Annotated in this window: 20 protein-coding genes; 9 read left to right on the forward strand and 11 right to left on the reverse strand. The window is 42.8% G+C overall.

Annotation, left to right across the window (positions count from 1 at the left end; genetic code table 11):
- The first annotated feature begins 245 nt into the window (after positions 1–245).
- Positions 246–2,171, forward strand: coding sequence for a YadA C-terminal domain-containing protein (locus VXQ11_RS00735; protein ID WP_416705185.1), 1,926 nt, complete (start codon positions 246–248; stop codon positions 2,169–2,171).
- A gap of 69 nt (positions 2,172–2,240) precedes the next feature.
- Here VXQ11_RS00735 and VXQ11_RS00740 read toward each other — a convergent pair whose 3' ends face one another.
- Complete coding sequence (locus tag VXQ11_RS00740; RefSeq protein ID WP_416705186.1) at positions 2,241–2,717, reverse strand: copper resistance protein NlpE; 477 nt, start codon at positions 2,715–2,717, stop codon at positions 2,241–2,243.
- 234 nt (positions 2,718–2,951) lie between these two features.
- Here VXQ11_RS00740 and VXQ11_RS00745 point away from each other — a divergent pair, with 234 nt between their 5' ends.
- The gene (locus VXQ11_RS00745) at positions 2,952–4,106 is read left to right on the forward strand and encodes a helix-turn-helix transcriptional regulator (protein ID WP_416705187.1); all 1,155 of its coding nucleotides are present in this window, start codon (positions 2,952–2,954) and stop codon (positions 4,104–4,106) included.
- Positions 4,107–4,494: 388 nt separating this feature from the next.
- Positions 4,495–5,079, forward strand: a complete 585-nt coding sequence (locus VXQ11_RS00750) for a 1-acyl-sn-glycerol-3-phosphate acyltransferase (protein WP_416679882.1) — start codon at positions 4,495–4,497, stop codon at positions 5,077–5,079.
- A gap of 67 nt (positions 5,080–5,146) precedes the next feature.
- Here the strand turns inward: VXQ11_RS00750 and VXQ11_RS00755 are convergent, their stop codons facing one another.
- The 3 genes from VXQ11_RS00755 to VXQ11_RS00765 form a co-directional block, all read right to left on the reverse strand.
- A complete protein-coding gene (locus VXQ11_RS00755; protein ID WP_416705188.1) occupies positions 5,147–5,473 on the reverse strand; it encodes a hypothetical protein in 327 nt (108 codons plus the stop codon).
- Positions 5,474–5,605: 132 nt separating this feature from the next.
- Positions 5,606–6,367, reverse strand: coding sequence for a 3-oxoacyl-ACP reductase (locus tag VXQ11_RS00760; protein ID WP_416705189.1), 762 nt, complete (start codon positions 6,365–6,367; stop codon positions 5,606–5,608).
- A gap of 98 nt (positions 6,368–6,465) precedes the next feature.
- Positions 6,466–7,200, reverse strand: a complete 735-nt coding sequence (locus VXQ11_RS00765) for a sulfite exporter TauE/SafE family protein (RefSeq protein WP_416705190.1) — start codon at positions 7,198–7,200, stop codon at positions 6,466–6,468.
- A gap of 237 nt (positions 7,201–7,437) precedes the next feature.
- Here VXQ11_RS00765 and VXQ11_RS00770 point away from each other — a divergent pair, with 237 nt between their 5' ends.
- A complete protein-coding gene (locus tag VXQ11_RS00770) occupies positions 7,438–7,656 on the forward strand; it encodes a hypothetical protein (protein WP_416705191.1) in 219 nt (72 codons plus the stop codon).
- Positions 7,657–7,731: 75 nt separating this feature from the next.
- On the opposite strand, the gene rsmD is transcribed toward VXQ11_RS00770, so the two are convergent.
- Complete coding sequence (gene rsmD / locus VXQ11_RS00775) at positions 7,732–8,301, reverse strand: 16S rRNA (guanine(966)-N(2))-methyltransferase RsmD (protein WP_416705192.1); 570 nt, start codon at positions 8,299–8,301, stop codon at positions 7,732–7,734.
- Between the two features lie 2 nt (positions 8,302–8,303).
- The gene (gene mrdA / locus VXQ11_RS00780; protein ID WP_416679887.1) at positions 8,304–10,355 is read right to left on the reverse strand and encodes a penicillin-binding protein 2; all 2,052 of its coding nucleotides are present in this window, start codon (positions 10,353–10,355) and stop codon (positions 8,304–8,306) included.
- A gap of 236 nt (positions 10,356–10,591) precedes the next feature.
- On the opposite strand from mrdA, the gene VXQ11_RS00785 reads away from it, so the two are divergent.
- The 4 genes from VXQ11_RS00785 (at position 10,592) to VXQ11_RS00800 (ending at position 13,525) form a co-directional block, all read left to right on the forward strand.
- Positions 10,592–11,110: a hypothetical protein gene (locus VXQ11_RS00785; protein WP_416705193.1), complete on the forward strand. Its 519-nt coding sequence runs from the start codon at positions 10,592–10,594 to the stop codon at positions 11,108–11,110.
- A 65-nt stretch (positions 11,111–11,175) separates the two neighbouring features.
- Positions 11,176–12,492 (forward strand): hypothetical protein, encoded by a 1,317-nt coding sequence (locus VXQ11_RS00790; RefSeq protein ID WP_416705194.1) that lies wholly within the window; start codon positions 11,176–11,178, stop codon positions 12,490–12,492.
- Between the two features lie 75 nt (positions 12,493–12,567).
- A complete protein-coding gene (gene adk / locus VXQ11_RS00795; protein WP_064095597.1) occupies positions 12,568–13,227 on the forward strand; it encodes an adenylate kinase in 660 nt (219 codons plus the stop codon).
- Between the two features lie 88 nt (positions 13,228–13,315).
- Positions 13,316–13,525 carry a hypothetical protein gene (locus tag VXQ11_RS00800; protein ID WP_416679889.1) on the forward strand — a complete coding sequence of 70 codons (210 nt, stop codon included), beginning with the start codon at positions 13,316–13,318 and terminating at the stop codon, positions 13,523–13,525.
- 35 nt (positions 13,526–13,560) lie between these two features.
- Here the strand turns inward: VXQ11_RS00800 and nth are convergent, their stop codons facing one another.
- The gene (gene nth / locus VXQ11_RS00805; protein WP_416679890.1) at positions 13,561–14,274 is read right to left on the reverse strand and encodes an endonuclease III; all 714 of its coding nucleotides are present in this window, start codon (positions 14,272–14,274) and stop codon (positions 13,561–13,563) included.
- 1 nt (position 14,275) lies between these two features.
- Positions 14,276–15,067, reverse strand: a complete 792-nt coding sequence (locus tag VXQ11_RS00810) for an RnfABCDGE type electron transport complex subunit B (protein WP_416705195.1) — start codon at positions 15,065–15,067, stop codon at positions 14,276–14,278.
- A 349-nt stretch (positions 15,068–15,416) separates the two neighbouring features.
- Here VXQ11_RS00810 and gdhA point away from each other — a divergent pair, with 349 nt between their 5' ends.
- Positions 15,417–16,760 (forward strand): NADP-specific glutamate dehydrogenase, encoded by a 1,344-nt coding sequence (gene gdhA / locus VXQ11_RS00815; RefSeq protein WP_064101466.1) that lies wholly within the window; start codon positions 15,417–15,419, stop codon positions 16,758–16,760.
- Between the two features lie 68 nt (positions 16,761–16,828).
- Here gdhA and VXQ11_RS00820 read toward each other — a convergent pair whose 3' ends face one another.
- The 3 genes from VXQ11_RS00820 to rlmH all read right to left on the reverse strand — a co-directional run bounded on the left by VXQ11_RS00820 (position 16,829) and on the right by rlmH (position 19,112).
- Positions 16,829–17,611: a DUF4377 domain-containing protein gene (locus VXQ11_RS00820; protein ID WP_416679892.1), complete on the reverse strand. Its 783-nt coding sequence runs from the start codon at positions 17,609–17,611 to the stop codon at positions 16,829–16,831.
- Positions 17,612–17,746: 135 nt separating this feature from the next.
- Complete coding sequence (locus tag VXQ11_RS00825) at positions 17,747–18,523, reverse strand: dioxygenase (protein ID WP_416705196.1); 777 nt, start codon at positions 18,521–18,523, stop codon at positions 17,747–17,749.
- A 106-nt stretch (positions 18,524–18,629) separates the two neighbouring features.
- Positions 18,630–19,112 carry a 23S rRNA (pseudouridine(1915)-N(3))-methyltransferase RlmH gene (gene rlmH, locus VXQ11_RS00830; RefSeq protein ID WP_416705197.1) on the reverse strand — a complete coding sequence of 161 codons (483 nt, stop codon included), beginning with the start codon at positions 19,110–19,112 and terminating at the stop codon, positions 18,630–18,632.
- Positions 19,113–19,119 lie beyond the last annotated feature (7 nt).

Raw genomic sequence — 19,119 nt, forward strand, 5'->3', positions numbered from 1 at the left:
AAGCAATTGAAATTATTAAATATTTATTTTTTATTAATATATCCGGTTAATTATTACTTTAAAATTAAATCAAATATTGATTGATATTATTGTTTCTTTTTGTTTATTATTGCTGCAGAACCGCTATGACAGCGGTTTGTAGTGGATGGCAGTCTCCAGAACAACCACACATTCAAATCAGTTTTGCTGGTTTACATCAATCCTAGGGTAGACCAGTCTTTTTATAAAAATTGAAGGAAATTTATATGAAATTTCAAAAAACATTATTAGCAGCAGCTTTAGCAGTTGCTTGTTTTGGTGCTCAAGCAGCTGTAGTTGAAAAAAAAGGGTTGGTTGATGCATTTAAATATCAAAATGCTGATAAACAAGGACTCATTAAAGTTAATGTGATTAGTGGTGAGCAATCCCTAATTAAATCGGGTTGGTATACGGAAGTTGTTAACCCCGATACTGGTCTTAAAGAGCTCAAAGCTTATGAAGGTGAAACTTCTGGGTTCACAACTTTAGTATCTGGTGGGCAGCTAGCAATTACCACTAAAGAATCAACAAAAACTCAAACAGAAACTACTATAGGTTTAATACCTGGTCAAACTGCAACTAACGTTGATCAAAATAATTATTGGGTATTTGATGACGCGAAAACAGAAACTACAACTACTATAACTACTGATGAGAGCAGCTACGAAGTTTCAGGTCAGCTTGTAAACTATGATGAGAATGGTCGCATTACAACTGAAGAATCTACAGTAGATTACTTCCAAGTATTGGCACCTCAAGAAACTAAAGTTACCGATACTAAAGCTTCTACGGTTAAGAAAGATGTTCAAATTGGTAATTTGACCGAGGAAGAAACAACAGCATTTGCAAAAAATGCCTTTGTATTGGATCGTTCTGCGACTCATGCAAATACCCAAGGTTTAGTCGCTACTATTAAAACTTCAGAACAGGTTAATACTGCTGTTGCTGGCGTAACAGGTAATGGTTTGGCAGTTCTTGATGTTCCAGTTGGCGCATTGGTTAATTTAGAAAAAGGCACAGTGTCCTCTACGCAAACAACTGGTCCTCTAACAAAATCTCCACGTACTGAGTTGTATGCTTATGACACAGTGGATGGTCAGCGCGTTGTTTCTTATGGTAGTGATTACTACACATTAGATGCTAAAAAGGAAATATTGACTACGTTTACTGGTGATTTAAGCACACTTAAGCAAGTTGGTGCGGGTACTGCAGAAGAGACTTCTGGCGGCACTGTGATTAAATCTGTAAATACAGGCTTGGTGTCTAACAAAAATGTAACTTATGGTGAATCTGTTACAACGACTACACAAGAGGGTAGTGTACTTGTTGCTAGTACAGATCCAATTTTAGCTAACAGCACAAGTGGTACTCGTTACGCAATTAACCCATCTGCAGAGACAGTTACAAGTAAAGATGTAGTGACTGGTATTATTGCTACTGATGCTGAAGGTAACAAAACTTATGGTTTACAAGCAACTAACGTTGTAGATAATGTAATAACTGCTCAAACCACGGTAACTGCTGAAAAAGTTGAAATTACTGGACTTGAAGGCTCTAAGACTACTATAAATGCTGAAGGTATTAGCACTACTGGCGTAATCAATGCTTCTGACTTCCAGATCGGTGGTGTAAGCATCGTTCAAAATATTCAGACTTCTGTAGGTGAAGCAACTCAGGAAGTTGTGGCACAAGTTGAAACTCAATTAGCTGCAAATCAAACATTTGTAACCGAAGCTGTAGCTGCAGTAGAGACCGGTTTGACAGCAGCGGCAACAGATCGTCAGGCGATTCGTGCTGCAGCTGTAGAAGGTGATGCAGCAACTTTAGCATCTGCAAATGCTTATACGGATAATGCAGTTGCAGGACTTAATAGCCGTGTTGGTCAATTGAACAGCCGTATTGATGATGTAGAGAAAACTTCTTATCGTGGTATCGCTATCGCATTAGCGACTCAACAACAAATTCCTAACATCGGTGCTGGTCAGTACGCAGTGTTTGGTGGTGTAGGTCACTATGAAGGTGAATCTGCTGCTGCTCTAGGTGTTGCAAGTGTTCTTGCTGATGGCCGTACTTCTCTAAGTGCTGCACTTGGTTTCGGTGGTAGCGAAGTTGGTGGTCGTGTAGGTGTTTCATATGTGTTTGGCGGTAAATAATTTAAGCTTAGCCTGATTGAAACTAAAAAATCCCCGCAATTGCGGGGATTTTTTTATATGTTTACAAAATTAAGATGCAGATTTTTTAACTAATTTATAATTTAAATTACTGTCAATTTTTTTACCTGATTCTACATCACGTGCTTCAATAAAATTTTCACCCACAAAAAACTTACGATTGTCAGCATGGTTATCTAGAGTAATGATTGACGGATCTTGAGGGTCAAAACTGAAACTTCCTTTAGTCTCAAACTCATTCTTTCCAGTTTTACCCAAATATTCTTCATTGAGCTCATAAGTTTTATCCGGATGCAGGTCTAATTCAACTTTAATTCCTTCACAGTCCGCACAAGGGAACACACCTTCGTATTCACCCGCCCAGTCTAGTGAGGTTTCTGCGCTATCAGCACGAGTCATGTTGGTATCTGCGGTGTTTTGTTCCATGGTTGCCGGGCTTGATTCAGCATTATTATTTGGCTTTGAACATGCGCTTAAGGCTACTGCAAGAGTGGCTGCTGTCGCTGCAATAAGTGGTAGTTTTTTCATTGTTCAGACCTTATTGATTTAGTTGCTACCACTTAGCTTAAAAGTAGTCTGTACAGATAACTAGGGCAATCCTGTTAATGTTTGATTCATTAGGTGAATGAGGCTGAAGTTACTCCTAGTTGAATAGAATTAAATAATTTTTATCAAAGTTCAAAGTAACTTTATGCTGTTTCGTTCTGGGATTCTGAACGCTATTATTAAGAAAATAATGATAATGATAAAGAGCAGAGGATAATGAAGTTAGAACGAGAAAATAATCTGATCGCAAAAATTTATGATGCTGCTTTATTGCCGAATCTATGGCTGGATGTAATCAAAGATATTGTGAACCATACTAAAAGCAAGAGCGCAATTTTTACCGGTCTGGATCAGCTTAATCCAGGTTATGATTTTGTGTATACGCATAATATCCCAAATGAAACTCTGGCCGCTTATCAAGATGACCGGATCAGAGTAGTTGATATGAAACTGCATATGCCATTATGGAATGGAAGCGAGATAGGAGAGGCATTAAGTCAAAGCTGTCAGCATTATGCCCAGCATCCGGGAACCGATCACTATGTATTCTATGAAAAATGTTTAAAACCGAGTGGTATTTGTCATCTGGCAGGAGTACTGCTGGATCGGGGGAATTATCGTTGGGCAGTATTGGGTATTCATCGTACACGTGAAGTGCAGCCTTTTGCACAGGTTGAGCTGGATTTTTTAAGGCGTATCAGTCTCCATTTACGTCGGGCTTTACAAATTCATCGGCAAATCAATATTATCCAGCAAGATAATTTAAGCTTGTATACAGTATTGGATAATTTCAAGACAGGAATTTTACTGCTGGACCAGAATTTGTGTTTAAGCTATTCCAATCCGGTTGCACAAAAGATGCTAGATCAAAGTTCATGTCTTGATTTAGATATGCATAATCGTCTGAAAGCCGCTCTTGGGCAGCAGACACGTCTCGATCACTTGCTGGAAAGTGCTTTACTCGAAGATGCGGCTATTCACACAGAAGCAGGCGGGGTTCTGGCGCTAAGTGATACTACGGACGCGCAACTCATGCTTACAGTGGTGCCCTTTAAGAAATTAAGGAATATGCAACATCTACAGTCTGCCCAACATCAGGTTGCATTATTTATGACCCATAAAAACCAGCATTATTCACTTTCAAAAGCTTATCTACAACAGTGCTATCAACTTTCTAAACGGGAATTTGATTTATGTGAGTTGTTGATTAATGGATATAAAATAGAAGACATTGCAGAGCAGTGTGGCATTACCCTTAGTTCGGTTCGAACTTATTTTAAAAATATCTATGAAAAAACCCACTGTTGTTCGCAAATCGAGCTGATGCATTTATTGATGGGCTGTACGAGTCATTTTGAACATGTTGATTAAAATAGTTAAATTTAACTTTAAAATTTAATCGAGTTTAGCCAAATTATTTGGCCTACTCTGAGTAGAATGAGTGCTTATTATCAACAGTGGAAAATAAGATTATTGTCATAATATTTGAGATACATTCTTGATTTTGCCAGCCTGTTGCAGGGCTTTCAAGGTCTGAATATTCCTTTATTTCGCTCCATTTTAGAGCTAAGAGCATAAAGCCGTTTTATGATTTATTGATCAGTAGGGATCAAATATTAGAACTATAAATTAATCTTTCATTTGAAAAATCTAATTATACAAATATAGATTAATTGGTTATTTATTGATCTTTTTACACTATCTATATTTGCTTAGGTTGTTAAAATTCGCGCAATTTTGAATAGAATTGGTGCGTGACGTGTTTGAGAAGTTAGCAGAACAAAGCCTGAATATGCTGGGTTGGGAAATTGACAATCACTGGCCATTAGATTTAGATCAATGTGTCATGATTGCTGCGCCACATACCAGTAATTGGGATGCACTTTATGCGCGTCTGGCTTTGAAAGCATTAGGGGTGAATGTTCGCTTAACCATTAAAGACAGTTATATGAAGTTTCCATTGGGGCCTTTTGTTCGGGCTATGGGTGGAATCGGCATTGATCGCCGACCTAAACAGCCGGGGGAGCCTCGTCCGAGTATGGTTCAGGTGATGTCGGAATTATTCAAGACCCATCCGAAACTGGTCATGCTGGTCACGCCAGAAGCGACCCGAGCCAAGCAGGAACAGTGGAAGACAGGTTTTTATCATGTCGCCATCAATGCCGGTGTGCCAATTGCATTGGCCTATATGGACTATGCCAAGAAAAAAACTGGTGTAGGAAAAATTGTTTATCCGACAGGGGATTATGAAAAGGATATGGCAGAAATCATGGCATTTTATGCAGATATTGAACCAAAATTCCCTGAATGCTTCAGTGTAGATCAGCGCTATTATCAGAGTTAAAATTAGGTTGGAAAAAAGCAGGAAAATATTTCCTGCTTTTTTTCGTCTAATCTTAAAATTGACAGGCTTAAGGTGCATTTTCAGAAGCGGGTAAAATTCCTCCCAGGTTTTGGCAGGCATCTTTATACAAAGCATATTGTTGTTCAATCACTTCATGTAGCGGCAGATCAAACAGCTTTTCACCCTGATGATACTGTTTGATATACGACTCGACTTTGGATTTGCTGCTGTACAACATCTGCTGATAATAATCAGTCATACTGCTATGTGGCATTTGTGCGGTATCTACCTTGGCACAGTGGAAATTTTGCAGTAATTGTTCGGATTTTTTCAAATCACTGGACATACAACCTGCCAGCAGCAAGGTACTGAGCAATGTCGTGATAAATTTCATGAAAGTAGGCAAAAGGTTTTATGAGAACGCACTATTGTAGAAGTAAAAACTGTTCCAAGAACCTTTTTAATCTACCAAATGGTTAAAAAATAGAATAATAAAATTTTAAAATCAATTGCATGCACTAACCGCCTAACCTTTGACCAGACCGCCATCTACAATCAGGTTCTGTCCTGTGACTGCACGTGAATAAGGTGACAGAAACATCAAGATTGCAGCGGCAAATTCTTCGGGAGTAATCACACGGCGTAAAGGGGTCGATTGAGCAATCAGGTCAAAGACAAAGTCAGGTGTGGCTTTACTGGCATCTGTGGTTTGTAACAGGCCACCAGAGAGCATATTTACATTAATGCCATATTGCCCCAAGTCTTGTGCCGTAGTTCGGGTGAAGGCCAACAATGCAGCTTTGGCAGCAGTATAGTCATGATAAGGAACCACCGGATTTTGCACGAGGTTTGTACCAATATTCACAATCCGGCCAAAGCCTGCCTGTTTCATATCATCCAGTGCAGCTTGGGTGGTATTTAAAGCTGCCTGTACTGCACCGCTGAACTGCTGTTGCAACATTTCCCAAGTGAGTGTTTCAACTTTAGGCCGTGCATCGCCATTAAATTCAAATTGAATCAACGCATTATTGACTATCGCATGAAGTGCTTCACCGAAATGATTTTTTGCCGCGGCAAATAAAGCGCATACCTGATCAGCTTGGGTAACATCTGCCTGATAAATAAATACCTGTGCAGGATATTGTTGGGCCAGCTGTTCAGCTTGCTGCCGACTGCTATGATAGTTGACGACCACGCGCGCTCCCTCAGCGAGTAAAGCTCGGGTAATGGCTAAACCCAAACCACGTGCGCCGCCAGTAACAAGAACGATCTGATCACGAATCTGCATAATGATGATCTGTATTGCAAAAGAATGGCCTTAACATAGCATTTATCTTGCTGGATTCAAGCTTTAGAGGGAAAACAGGGCGTGGCTTTTTCTTATACTTAAGTGAATTGAGATGCTAATAGAAAACAGCCAGTACTAAAAAGTAAACTTAAGATAATACGTTTAAATAGTAATTCTGAAATTTTATAAAATAATTTTGCGCCTAGAATCGCCGGAAGGCTCACAAAAACAATCAGCAAGGCCATATAGGGTAAATGGCTTTGATTAATCAGGCCTTGCCATAAATACGTACCCAGCGTGAAAAGCTGAATGGCAAAATTGAAATGCCGCAAAATATAGCGCTGCTGCGCTTTGGGTAATTGCTTTAGCATGACCCAGGCTGAAGGAATAGCGCCGCAAAAACCACCCAGTCCGCCTAAGATGCCACCCATGAAGCCTATACCACTATCCGCTAATTTTCCTGAATGCTGAATCATTTTGAGTTGAGGGTTAAGCAGCATCACCGGGCACCACAGCACCAGAAAAAATCCTAGAACCATTTTGAAGGTATCTGCTTGAATGATCTGCAACAGATAAGTACCAAGCGGTACACCGATCAGGCCGGCCATCAGATAAGGCAGTACCAACTGTCTGGATAAAAAGGGCTGCGTCTGTTCCTGACTCAGTGAAATCACATGACTCCAGACCGAGGCAAATACCAGCAGGGGCGCGGCCAGCTGCGGAGCTAATACCCAAACCCAGAAAGACATGGCAATCAGGGCAAAGGCAAAACCAGTCAGTCCCTGAACAAAACCTGCGACCATCGCACCAAAAATAAATAACAACCAGGTCATAAGGATCGGTACGAAATTAAAGTCAGTAGTATTAAAAAGATAACTGGAAAAACCAAGTGCTTGCTTAGTGGTATTTATGCAAATCTCAGTGCAAATTGATATAAACGCCAGGGAATTTAGCTCTTGTCTGCATCGGAAATCAAGGAATCCAAGCATAAAATAAAACAAGAATCCAACACGGAGTTTCTGAATTATCAATCAAATTTCCGGATACTGAAACCTGTACCGCAAGAGGTAATGAACATGAAAATAGTAATATTACTTTCTGTATTGGCAGTCTCATTAACCGGTTGTGTTGTAGATCCTCACGATGATTATCGCGGTCATAAAGATCGGGATAAACATCATGATCGACAATATGGTGATCGGGACTGGAATAACAACAAAGACCGTCCTAACTGGAATAATCCTAACAATAACGATCGGAATCCGCCTCCTCCACCTCCGGCTCGTTAACGGGTTTATTGCCCGAGTATTAATGTCTCACCACTTTTATTTGATCTAAAGGATTTCTTGTTCAAGGAATCCTTTTTAATTGTGCTCTTGCGAAGGTATTTTTTGATAAAGTCCCGCGCGAACCATGCCGGCTTTGGTATTTTTAATTAAACGCCATGAGGCGGGTAATTTAAGTGATTGCAGATCGCGGTCCGCTTCTACATAAATATAAGCATTATCCTTGATCAGATGATTTGCTTGTGCAGCCAAGGTTTCCCATAAATTCAGGCTATACGGCGGATCTAGAAAAACCAGATCAAATTGTGTTTGCAGCGTGGGCAAGACTTGTTGCGCCGTAGCCACTTTTAATTGGGCACGTGTCTTGGTGACTTTCAATAGTTCCAGATTCTGGGTTAAAAATTGTGCCTGAGTCCGATCAGGTTCAATCATCACCACTGAGGCAGCGCCACGAGATAATGCCTCAAAAGCCAATGCTCCTGAACCGGCACACATATCCAGAACCTGGGCATTTTGCACCTCCCACATCAGCCAGTTAAATAGAGTTTCCCGAACACGGTCAGGCGTCGGGCGCAAACCCTCAATACTGGCAAAAGGTAGTTGACGACGTTTCCAGTCACCACCAATAATTCGAAGCTGGTTTTTCATCTTTAATCTCGTTCTACTGGTGTCGGAGCATGAGGCGCTGCGGGAGATGCAGCAGTATTTGTAGAAGCCGGAGCAGCAGGAGCGGAATCGCTACTGGCTGGAGTTGCACTAGAGGCTGCATCCTGACTTAGCATACCTGCACCACTTGGTAATTCAGCTGGCTTGATTCCGGCTGTCATCAGGCCGCCACTTAATTGGTGTCCCTGTGGGCGTATTGGATTTTTATCTTTATGCAGTAACCAGTAATCGAAAATTGGTCGGGCCAGGGCGGTTGCCGCACTACCACCACGACCATTTTCTAGAATGACTGCGATCGCAATTTCGGGCTGTTCAGCAGGGGCAAAACCGACAAAAAGACCGTGATCCAGCTGACGGTCGGTCAACAGGGATTCATTATAGCGTTTGCCCTGAGCAATACTTTTAACCTGTGCTGTCCCAGTTTTACCTGCAATAGAGTATTGCAGGCCACTTTTGATGCCTCGACCTGTACCCGACTGAATGACATCTACCATCGCCTCACGCATCTTGATCCAGTCTTCTTCCTGACCGTTAAAATCGATCTTGCCATGAGTACCATTATGTACCTTGAATGGTTTGGCACCGCGACTTTCACGCAGCACATGAGGAATAACTTTATTACCATGGTTGGCGGTAATCGCGGTGGCCATAGCCAGCTGTAACGGTGTGGAGGTAAAAGCGCCCTGACCAATACTGACAGAAATGGTTTCACCACGTGACCATTTGGCATTACGGGTACGCATCTTCCATTCCGGGCTAGGATAAAGTCCGGAACTTTCACTTGGTAAGTCGACCCCAGTTTTTTCGCCAAAGCCAAACTGACGCATCCAGGTGTTCATTTTTTCAATGCCCATGCGGTAGGACATGACATAGAAATAGGTATCACAGGACACAATTTGTGCTTTATGCATATTTACTGAGCCATGCCCGGTTTTTTTATGGTCACGGAAGCGGTGACTGTCACCAGGCAAGGTGAAATAGCCTGGATCCGAAATAGCAGTATTCCAGTCCACCAGGCCATAATGTAGTCCGCCCAGACCAAACATCGGCTTGATGGTAGAGCCGGGTGGATAGGTACCCTGTACAGCCCGATTATAGAGAGGCTGATCGAGGTTATCACGTAGACCGCTGTAGTCCTTGGTACTGATTCCGGTTACAAACAGATTCGGATTAAAACTTGGGCTGGATACTAGCGCCAGAATTTCTCCGGTCTTGGGATTCATCGCTACAATTGCGCCACGACGCCCAGCCAGCTGTTCTGAAGCTACTACCTGTAAGCCGTAATCGAGTGACAGGAACAGGTCGTTACCGCGCACCGGATCCTTGCGGCCCAGATGACGTAGTACATTACCAAAGGCATCGGCCTCTACCGATTCATTTCCTGGTACACCATGCAGAAGCTCTTCATAGGATTTTTCCACCCCGATCTTTCCGATCAGGTTGGTTCCGGCGTACAGGTCCTTATCAATAGCCTTAAGTTCTTTGTCATTAATTCGACCTACATAACCAATCACATGCGCGAACAGATCACCATGCGGGTAGTAGCGGGTCATCTGGGTTTCAATATTCACGCCCGGAAACTGATATTTCACTTCACTAAAACGGGCAATATCATTTTCATTCAGATTGAGCTTGATCGAAACCCGTTCGGTCTTACGTGCTGTTTTAATACGGGTTTGAAAGCGTTCCAGGTCTTCTTCGGTCAGTTCCAGAATTGGTTTCAGGCGTTCGAGTGTCTGGTCAATGTCTTGTACATCGGCACGACTTAAAGTGGCAGTAAAGACTGGATAGTTGTCGGCCAACAATACGCCGTTACGGTCATAAATATAACCGCGTGCTGGGGGTAGGGGCTGCAAGCGAATCCGGTTCTCGTCCGAAGCCGTACTAAAGCTCTCAAAGTTGAACAGTTGCAAATAGGCATAGCGGCTGACCAGCAGCAGCATAAAGAAAATCACAATCCCCATGGAAATCAAGACTCGACTGCGATAGATGCGCTTTTCTTGTTGTGCATTTTTTAAAGGAAAGTGCTGCTTCATACGCGATCGACTTAAGACCTGAGAGTGATTGAAAAGAATCAAAGTGTAATATTCTAACGCAAGTACACTTGATTTGATAATGAAAAACTGACCTTGTCATCAGTTCTATAAGCTTTGACTTTGCAGACATTAAAATTGTAAAGTGCTGTATACAAGAGTTGTGATAATTCTGCTAGAGTAAAATCCAATAAAAATAGGACTATACCAAAACTATAATTAAGGAAGATGGTGAAGGAATGAACAAGGTTTACCCTTTTTTAGCGTTTGCATTTTGGGCGAATGGGGCATATGCACATGATCAAATCAATACTACTGCTGCTAAAATAGAACCTGAGCCGGCAAAAGCCTTTAATGTTGGCGTTGGTATTACCCAGGAATTGATACACTTAAATACTGAATGGGTTAATCCTTACGGGATTGCTTATGTGAAAGGTGGAGTTTTTCTGAATGATGACCATAAGATAGGAGCACAGGCAGGCTTTCGTTATCCGGCCTATCTCACTGGTAAAGACCATAATGGTTATTATGTCGGGGTTTATGCAGGACATATCGATAGCAGGCGGATTGACAATGAGTACAAGACCCGCTTAGGTGCCGGTATTGACTTGGCTTATGTTTTGCTTAGTTCTGAACGGATCAGCAGTTTTAGTGTAGGGATCGGTGTGGGGGAGAAACTCGAAGACCGAACTGGTTTTGTTGTGGCTGAAACAGAACCCCGGCTACAATTTTCCTATACTTTAAGTATCGGTTTATAGACAAAATATTCGACCTTATTAATATGTGTATTCTGTGAACAAAAAATTAAATATGGAAATTATGCATGCTTGAGTACGTCAACGAGTTGTGGCAAACCTTTGTAAATCGCCCAGATTTTTGGGCCGTGCTCAGCATTATTCCGGTGACTGCATTTGTAACCTGGGCTCACGTCTGGATGGCACTGAAAATGGTCTTTTATCCGATCAATTTTTGGGGTTTTCATTTAGGGCCCATTCCTATTGGCTGGCAGGGAATTGTGCCACGCAAAGCTGGACGTATTTCAGGCATTATTACCGATAATACACTGTCAAAACTAGGTTCCATCCGTGAGTTCTTACAGGCGATGGATCCTGATGACATGGCACGGATCATTGGGGAGCAGGTTGGCTTTGAGCTGGAACACCTGATTGATGAAGTCATGATGGATCGCAATGCGGTCCTTTGGGAAAACCTGCCTTTTGCCATCAAGCGCAGAATTTATGCACAAGCACAGAAACAAATGCCGGCAGTTTTGCGTGAATTAGTGACTGAGCTGACCATGAACGTCGAGTCACTTGTAGATATGCGTGAAATGGTGGTTAGCCAGATGGAGGGTGACCGCCGACTTATGGTGCGCATGTTCCTGAAAGTGGGTCAAAAAGAGATCAATTTCATCTGGCATATCAGTGCGCTCATCGGGATGTTCTTTGGTATTTTCCAGATGATTGTCTGGTTTGTGGTGCCTTGGCACTGGACCGTACCGTTCTGGGCGGCCATCTGGGGCTTTTTGACCAACTGGATCGCCATCTGGATGGTCTTCAACCCACTAGAACCACATCCGGTAAAATACCCGCAATTCTTTAGCCGTACCGCGGATCGCAAGTTTCCATGGATCAAACCGGTGATTCCTCGTATCGGCACCTATAACATACAAGGCGCATTTATGAAACGTCAGGATGAAGTCTCTGACGTCTTCGCAAGTGTAGTCACAGAAGACCTGATTACGTTAAAATCGATCATGACCGAGATGATGTATGGCGGCAGAAAAGACAAAACCCGCCGCATTATCAAACGTCATATTAATGAAATTATGGAAACACCCCTGGTCAGGACCTCTTTGCAGCTGTCTTTAGGACCAAAAGAGTATGCAAAACTCAAGACGGACTTGATCGATCGCTCGATTGAAATTACGATGGTACCTGTATGCGACCCAGCATTTAATGCGAGCCGTGCACAGAAAATCTATCAAATGTTTAGAGACCGCATACGTGAGTTGACTCCGAAGGAGTTTCAGAATCTTTTACGTCCTGCATTTCAGGAAGATGAATGGATTCTGATTTTATTGGGTGGGGTAACCGGTTTTGTCGCGGGTTTAATCCATTTGTTTGTGGCTTTCTTATAATGAGATGCCGGGGGACACAATCGGGTGATTGTGGTCGTGGCGTCATACATATTGTTTAAATGAGGATGTTTATATATGCGCATTATCTTACTCGGACCACCTGGAGCAGGTAAAGGTACACAAGCTCAGTTGATCTGTAAGCGCTACAATATCCCACAAATTTCAACCGGTGATATGCTCCGTGCTGCAATTCGTGAAGGAACTGAATTAGGTCTACAAGCTAAAAGTGTCATGGACAATGGCGGTTTGGTTTCTGATGAGTTGATCATTGGTCTGGTCAAGGAGCGTATTGCGCAACCTGACTGTGTAAACGGCTGCATCTTTGATGGTTTCCCGCGTACCATTCCTCAAGCAGAAGCCTTGGAAAAAGAAGGCATTGCAATTGATCACGTGATTGAAATTGATGTGCCAGATGAAGAAATCGTTCAACGTCTGTCAGGCCGTCGTCAGCATCCGGCGTCTGGTCGTGTTTATCACACCGTTTACAATCCGCCAAAAGTGGAAGGTAAAGATGATGAAACAGGTGAAGATCTGGTTCAGCGTCCTGATGACCAGGAAGAAACAATTCGTAAGCGTCTAGGTTCTTACCACACTGAAACTGAACAGCTGGTGGGTTTCTACCAAGGCCGTGCAGCATCTGGTGAAAATGCACCGACTTATGACAAGCTAAATGGCTTGCGTCCAATCGACGAAGTTCAAAAAGATCTTTTCGCGATTTTAGATCAATCAAAATAGTCCTTAACCGATTATTTTGACAATCGAAGAGCCCTAAGCCATATTAGGGCTCTTTTTTGTTGTGTATTTAAACAGGGTGCTTGCTGCTATGAAATTTGGCATATTGGTATTAATGGTTATATTTCTGGCAGTAGTGGTGGGTCTGTTCTATATCAGTTTTAAAATACTGAACAAAGTACGCCAGGAAGAACGGGCAGAAAATGCCGGAAAAGTACCGGCACGTCAGTTGCACCCCAAATTACAGGCAGAACTTCAACAGAAGCGCGAACAAGAGCAGGCTGAGCAAAATAATAAATAAATACTTTGAGGTGCTATAAGCGAAAAAAGCTGAACTTAAGTTTCAGCTTCAATATTTTTCACCGGAATTGCACGATCTGCACCAAACTCAAACCGGTCCGGCCAGTTACATACATCTGCAACTACACATTCATGGCATTTCGGTTTACGTGCAACACAGCAATAACGGCCGTGTAAAATCAGCCAGTGATGTGAATCAATAATAAATTCTTTTGGAATGACCTTCACTAAACGATGCTCGACCTCAAGCACATTTTTACCAACTGCCAGTCCAGTACGGTTACCGACCCGGAAAATATGTGTATCGACCGCCATGGTCGGCTGACCAAAGGCCGTATTCAGTACCACATTCGCCGTTTTACGGCCTACACCCGGCAGGGCTTCTAGGTCTGCACGATTGTCCGGTACGATGCTGTTGTGCTTCTGAATCAGCATCTCACAGGCTTTAATCACATTGACTGCTTTGGAGTTATATAAACCAATAGTCTTGATATATTCCTTCAAGCCGTCCACACCTAGTGCATAAATTGCTTCCGGTGTATTGGCGACTGGAAAGAGTTTGTCTGTGGCTTTGTTGACGCTGACATCGGTAGCTTGAGCAGAGAGCGTGACTGCGACCAGCAATTCAAAGGGATTAGCATAATTCAGCTCGGTTTTTGGATTGGGTCGCTGTTCACGCAGGCGTTCAAAAAAGGTCTGAATCTGCTTTTTGGTCATGTTTTTAACAGGCTTGGCCTTGGCAATTGTCATGTTATCCCTGTAAAGCCTGTAATTGCTGTGTCAGTTCTTTGAGCTGGGTACGTTTTCGGGCATCTTCACGAACTGAGAGTTGTTTTTCCAGTTTTTTAATTTGGGTACGTAGTTTTGCCAGTTCAATCATGGTCTTGGAATCAAGTGATACAGGTGCATTCTCTGGCTTGCTCGCGACTTCAATCACGGGAAGTTGCTCATTTAGAGCTGAGAAACGGGCAAACAGGGCAGTATCGATTTCTGCACGGAATACCGGTCCTTTACGGTCACTGCGGCGTTTTTCTTCACGCTGGATGTGCGCATAGTAACGTTTACGCAGATCATCCTGTTCTGCAATGCGCTGTGCTTCAGTCGGTAAGGGTTGTTGATCTTCAACCAGGTCGATGCAGTCTACTGGACAAGGCGGGATACAAAGCTCACAACCGGTACACAGGTCAGTAAGCACTGTATGCATCAGTTTACCTGAGCCAATAATTGCATCGACCGGGCAGGCACTAATACATTTGGTACAGCCAATACATTCATCTTCACGAATAACCGCTTTCATGCGCTGGGGACGACCATCGGCTTGAACTGGCCAGACGCTTTCTTCAGCCGGTAGTTTAGAGCGATTTAATAATACGGCCAGAGCATCGGCAACAGGCTGCCCGCCAGGTACACATTTGTTGGCATCTTCACCCTCAGCAATCGACTGGGCATAAGGTAAACATCCGTCACGGTGACCGCATAGACCACATTGGGTTTGAGGGAGTAAAGCATCAATCGATTGGACCAGAGAAATAGGCGAATTCATGTATAACCAGCATTACTCATGGCAAGCATGAGAGAGTAAGTGAAACAAAATATGTCGATTTATCAATTTTAACATGTTTTTTGGATGCTGAGTGGTGCACGAATTAAGGTCATTTTATGCCTTATTTTTAGGCATAAAATGACAATTAAGTATTGATTCAATTGGTATTTAATAACCCAGAAAAAATATTCATAATCAATATAAATATTTGTTATCAAATTAATTTTAAAGTATTTTCAAAAAAAGTATTGTAGATTGGTTACAAAAGATATTTAATATTTTGCGCCAAAATTTAACATTGATTGTAAATTTGACCAATTTTGATCCATTTTCTGCTGAGGATTAAGCGTTGAAATACAACACACTTAATGAGTTCCTAGATTACGTAAAATCACGTGATGCACATCAACCAGAATTTCTTCAAGCTGTAGAAGAAGTGATGACCAGTTTGTGGCCGTTCATTGAAAAGAATCCACAATACGCAGCACATGGTTTGCTAGAGCGTCTAGTAGAGCCAGAACGTGCGATCCAGTTCCGAGTTTCTTGGGTAGATGACCAAGGTCAAACTCAGGTAAACCGTGCGTTCCGCGTACAGTACAACTCAGCGATCGGTCCATTCAAAGGTGGTATGCGTTTCCACCCTTCAGTGAATCTTTCAATCCTAAAATTCTTAGGCTTTGAGCAAACATTTAAAAATGCTTTAACCACACTTCCTATGGGCGGTGGTAAAGGCGGTTCTGATTTTGACCCTAAAGGCAAATCAGAAGGCGAAATCATGCGTTTCTGCCAGGCTTTAATGATCGAGCTGTATCGTCACCTTGGTGCGAACACAGATATCCCTGCAGGTGATATTGGTGTAGGCGGTCGTGAAGTGGGCTACATGGCCGGCATGATGAAAAAATTAAGTAACGACACTGCATGTGTATTCACTGGTAAAGGCTTAACTTTCGGTGGTTCATTGGCACGTCCGGAAGCAACGGGTTACGGTACTGTGTATTTCGCTGAGGAAATGCTCAAGTCTCGTGGCGAAAGCTTCAAGGACAAAGTTGTTGCGATTTCAGGTTCTGGTAACGTTGCGCAATATGCTGCTGAAAAAGCAATGTACCTTGGTGCGAAAGTAGTTTCACTTTCGGATTCTGCGGGTACAGTTTACGTTAAAGACGGTTTCACTGAGGCGCTTCTTGCTGAAGTTATGGAACTTAAGAATGTAAAACGTGGCCGTATTTCAGAGTTTGCCTCTAAACATGGTTTCGAATATCTTGAAGGCCAACGTCCTTGGGGTATTAAGTGTGATATCGCACTGCCATGTGCAACGCAAAACGAACTGGATGCAGACGATGCTGCTGCGCTTCTTGCCAATGGCGTAATCTGTGTTGCTGAAGGTGCAAACATGCCTTCTACGCTTGAAGCGGTTGAGAAATTCGTTGAAGCGAAAATTCTTTATGCGCCAGGTAAAGCATCAAATGCAGGTGGTGTGGCAACTTCTGGTCTGGAAATGTCTCAAAATGCATTACGTTTGGGCTGGACTTTCGAAGAAGTTGACGAGCGTTTACACGCAATCATGAAAGAAATTCACCGCAACTGCGTAAAATTCGGTACTAAGGAAGACGGTACTGTGAACTATGTTGACGGTGCAAACATTGCGGGCTTCGTAAAAGTTGCTGATGCAATGCTTGCTCAAGGCGTATTCTAAGTCTGACTTAGTCTAAGCTGAAAAAAACCGAGGTATTTACCTCGGTTTTTTTATTTTCCTTTTTTGCTTTAGAGTGTGGCTTTTACCACTTCACGCTCTACTGCCATATCAAATACATAGGCGTATTTAGACTGGTCTGCAGCCGGATTCTTAATTTCATAACGCTTTACCCGGATAATCTGGCGCTCATCTGGTGAGTGCTGAAAGCCTTCAATCTGGTCATAGAATAAAGTCCAGTCTTTATCGACCTGAGTCTTTAAACCTTTATCATCATATTTAATTTCTTTCACCTGTAAACAGGTTTGTGGAGCTACCCCGGTACAGGTTTTGGTTTGTGGCGAAATTTCCAGGAAAATAGTTTCTGCCTGCCCTTGGTATTTGGTTTCTGGGGTCATTTTTCCAGTAAAAATATATTTTTTCCCATCGGCTGCAGTAATGCTTAATTTTGGCTGATTAGAATCATTGAGATCTAAGCTGTAAGGAATATCACGCTTTTGCAAAAGCTGGCTGACAAACCCTTCCTGCTCCATCAGTGCTGCATCACAGGCCATTTCGGTGCCTACGACTTCGCTGGTCGTGATGATATTGTTTTTGACTGACCAGGTCGTTGCGAGTCCATTACAGCCCGTGACGGCGCTCAGCCGGCCTTGAGCATCAAAATGGAGTACGATGGGTTGTTTTAGTCCATGATCCAGTTCCCAAGTATAAGCAGACAGGATTTGCGCTGGTGTTTTTAATGTAGTCGATGGAGTGGAAATAGCCGTATCTCCTGAAGTCGCAGGAAGATGAGAGGATTGACACGCAATTAAAGCTAAAGGGAGCAGAGCAAGTGCAAAAATTCTTGATTTCATCAGTGTAATTCTATGTGCTAAATTTCAACGTGATTATAATCAGGAGATTAGTAAAAAATATGGATACAAATCGTAGCTTTTGCTAACAAAATGTATCCAAATCAGGGGCTAAATTTAGAAGCTTGGTATTATCGGCTAGTCGAAGCGGTAAATATCCATTCCTAATGCACCCATGGTAAAGCTGCTATGCACGACACTGAAGCGGTTTCCCGTACCCATAGCAAAGAATAAGGGTGCAAAGTGCTCCAGGGTTGGATGATTACGTTTGATATGGGGTAATGTTTGCCAGTCCAGTACGGCATCAAAATCACTATGAACCAGTTTATTCACTACATAATTACGGAAAGTTGAGGCCCATTCCGGAACCTCATCGGTATTTCCCTGCCAAGACAGTTCCCGCAAATTATGAGTAATACTGCCTGATCCAATCAGAAATACCTGCTGATCACGTAAAGATGCCAGGGTTTGACCAATTCTGTAAATATCTTCAGCACTCATCGTGATTGGCAAAGAAATTTCAACGACTGGAATATCTGCTTCTGGATACATATGCAATAGAGGCATCCAGACACCATGATCTCGCGGGCGGGTACTATTGGCATGTGCAGAAAAACCGGCATTGGCCAATAAGCCTAGCACTTGCTCAGCCAGTTCGGGATTTCCAGGAGCCGGGTAGCGTAATTCATACAACTCAGGTGGAAAACCGCGGAAGTCATGCCAGGTTTCAGGACGGATGCTGGTATTCACCTCTAGCACTTCGCTTTCCCAGTGTGCCGACATGACAATAATCGCAGTTGGACGTGGCAGATTCAGGCTTAAGCGATGCAATGCTGGGCCTACCTGCTCGGGATTGAGTGCTAGCATGGGCGAGCCATGAGAAATAAATAAGCCCGGCAAGGTCTGTAAGTTCATAAGTCAAACCACATTAGTTGAATGTTTTAATCATGCAATAAAAACAGGGATAAAGGCAGGGGTAATAATTCAACAAAACGTTGCATATACAGAACGCATTATTAAATTATCCCGCTCGATGATAGGGATGGTTATGGTTGATGCTCATGGCACGATAGAGCTGTTCAATCAGCATGACACGTACCAGAGGATGCGGCAGGGTTAACTTCGACAAGGACCAGTGCCATGCCGCAGCTTTACGCACGGCTTCCGAGTGACCATCCGGCCCGCCGATCGCAAGTGCCACATCATTGCCTTCCAGCATCCAGCTTTTCATGGTTTCCGCCAGTTTTTCAGTACTAAATTCACGTCCACCCACTTCTAGCGCAATCAGGGTTTCATTCTGCTTCAGTGCATTTAAAATGCTATCACCCTCAATATTGCGGTATTTCAGAATATCTGCTTCAGAATCGTTTTTTCCGCGCTTGGCCATTGGCAGTTCAATAATCTGGGTCTGTACAAAAGGCTGAATACGTTTGAAATAATCTTCAAAACCAGTCAGTACCCAAGCTGGCATTTTTTGACCAATGGTCAGAATACGGATTTTCATACAGGCA

Origin of the sequence: Acinetobacter sp. 197, assembly GCF_048148385.1 — a bacterium.
Lineage (GTDB): Bacteria > Pseudomonadota > Gammaproteobacteria > Pseudomonadales > Moraxellaceae > Acinetobacter > Acinetobacter pecorum.